The 2,101-nt window shown below is 67.2% G+C and carries 2 protein-coding genes and 1 pseudogene; all 3 read right to left on the reverse strand.

Annotated features, from left to right (window positions below; genetic code table 11):
- Window positions 1-6: 6 nt before the first annotated feature.
- Window positions 7-609 (reverse strand): response regulator transcription factor, encoded by a 603-nt coding sequence (locus DBR20_RS21035; protein WP_089241395.1) that lies wholly within the window; start codon window positions 607-609, stop codon window positions 7-9.
- Window positions 606-1,823, reverse strand: a complete 1,218-nt coding sequence (locus tag DBR20_RS21040; protein WP_108268238.1) for a sensor histidine kinase — start codon at window positions 1,821-1,823, stop codon at window positions 606-608. The genes DBR20_RS21035 and DBR20_RS21040 overlap by 4 nt, the downstream gene beginning before the upstream one ends.
- Window positions 1,824-1,829: 6 nt before the next feature.
- Window positions 1,830-2,101, reverse strand: a pseudogene (locus DBR20_RS23625) (ABC transporter permease); the annotation flags it as partial.

Below are 2,101 nucleotides of genomic sequence, written 5' to 3' on the forward strand. Positions count from 1 at the left end.
CCCCCCCTACAACCACCCCTTCTGCCGCGCCAGCCGATACGCCTCGATCCTGTTGGCCACGCCCAGCTTGCCGATGCATTCGGACAGGTAATTGCGCACTGTGCCGTGCGACAGCCCCAGCTGCTCGGCGATCTCGCTGGCGGTACGGCCCTCGCCCGCCAAGCGCAGCACGCGGCGCTCGCGGTCGGTCAGCGGATCGGCCTGCGACCACGCATCCAGCGCCAGTTGCGGATCTATCGCGCGGATGCCCTGCTTCACCTTGCGCAGCGCCTCGGCCAGGTTCTCGGCCGGTGCATCCTTTAATAGATAACCCAGCACGCCCGCTTCCAGCGCACGGCGCAGGAAACCGGCGCGGGCGAAGGTGGTCACGATCACCACCTTGATCGGCAGTTCATGGCGGGCGATGCGCTGGGCCAGCTCCAGTCCGCTCAGCCCCGGCATTTCAATGTCGGTGACCAGGATGTCCGGCTGCAGCTGCTGCAGCATGCGCCAGGCGGCTTCGCCATCAGCGGCACTGCCAAGTACCTCGATATCCGGCTCCAGGCCCAACAGCGCCGACAGCGCACCGCGCACCATCGCCTGGTCTTCGGCCAATACGATGCGGATCATGCGGCACCGCCCTGTACCCATGGTGCGGCGGGGGGCAGCGGTGATGTCGCTGCTGCCAGTGGCACGCGCACGGTCAACACCGTGCCTTCGCCACGCGCCGACTGCACCGCCAACTGGCCACCAAGAGCCACCACGCGCTCGCGCATGCCACACAGCCCATTGCCTTCGGTCTGCACGCCGCCCCGGCCGTCATCGCGGATATGCATCGCCAACTGTCGTCCTTCCATCATGAAGTCCACCCGTGCCTGCGTGGCCTGTGCGTGCCGCGCGATATTGGTGGCCGCCTCGCGCAGCACCAAAGCCAATCCACGTTCCACATCCACCGGCATCGGCGGCGGTACGGCGTACTGCAGATGCACCTGCTGGCATTCCAGCAGCAGCCGCGCCGAGGCCAGTTCGCCGGCCAGATCACTGGCACGGATGCCGGTGACCGCACTGCGCACCTGCGCCAGTGCCTCGCGCGCGATGTCTTCGGCTTCACCTATTTCCTGCCGTGCACGCGCATCGTTGCGGTCGTACAGCTTGCGCGCCAGCTCCAGCTTCAATGTGATCAGCGACAGCGTGTGGCCGAGCAGATCGTGCAGGTCGCGGCCGATGCGCTCCCGCTCGGCGGTGGTGGCCAGGCGCCGCACTTCTTCCTGCGACAACTGCAGGGCCGCGTCCTTGTCCTTGTTCACGGCTTCCACGTTCACCACCATGCCGATGATGAAGGAGACAGCCGGTATCCAGACCAGGCTCTGCCACGGATAGTGCGACAGCATGGCCACCGTGCAGAACACCGCGTTCAGGGCCGCCAGCTGCAGCAGGTACAGCCACCAGCTGCCACGCCCGCAGACGCGCAGCATCACGCAGCCGAAGATGAAATAACTGATGCCGGAGGGGTACCAGGGCACCAGCAGCGTGGCCAAGGCGACCATCGCCAGCGCATAGCGTGGCGCGTGGTGGCGCGGCGACAACAACAGGCGCACGTACAGCAGCAGGAACAGCGGATAGCTGCCCAGCGTCAGCAGTACCCAACGCAGGGTGTAGCCGCCACTGAACACCGGGGTCATGAACACCCATATCGTCCACAACAGGTGGATCGCATCGGCCCACACCGGCTTGCCACGGCGCAGGTTGTCGGCAACCGCCGAATCCGGTGCGGGGCGCAGCAGGGACGCAAGCCAGCTCGGTGGCACGGAAGATTCCAGGCGGGGACGATCGCTGCCGATCATGCCAGTTCAGCCGACCCGGCGCAGGCGGCGGCGCGCCAGCAGCAGTGCGGCTGCACTCACACCCAGCAACACCAGCAGATGGCCAACGGCACCGCCACGTGCCGGCTGGCCAAGAATGGGCAGGGCCAGCTGCGCCAGATGCCAGGTCGGCCACAGCGGCGCCATCGTCGAAAACACCGTCGGCAACGCCGACAACGGCAGCCACAGCCCCGACAGCAGGGCCAGCGGCAGGTAGACCAGGTTGACGATGGCCGGTGCCGCGCTGGCGCCGACGTGGC

The sequence above is a fragment of the Stenotrophomonas sp. HMWF023 genome, from assembly GCF_003060985.1.
GTDB lineage: Bacteria > Pseudomonadota > Gammaproteobacteria > Xanthomonadales > Xanthomonadaceae > Stenotrophomonas > Stenotrophomonas lactitubi.

What these genes read in the sequence shown, in the direction of transcription:
- DBR20_RS21040 (WP_108268238.1), bottom strand. Translation starts at nt 1,823, where the DNA reads ATGATCGGCAGCGATCGTCCCCGCCTGGAATCTTCCGTGCCACCGAGC.
- DBR20_RS21035 (WP_089241395.1), bottom strand. Translation starts at nt 609, where the DNA reads ATGATCCGCATCGTATTGGCCGAAGACCAGGCGATGGTGCGCGGTGCG.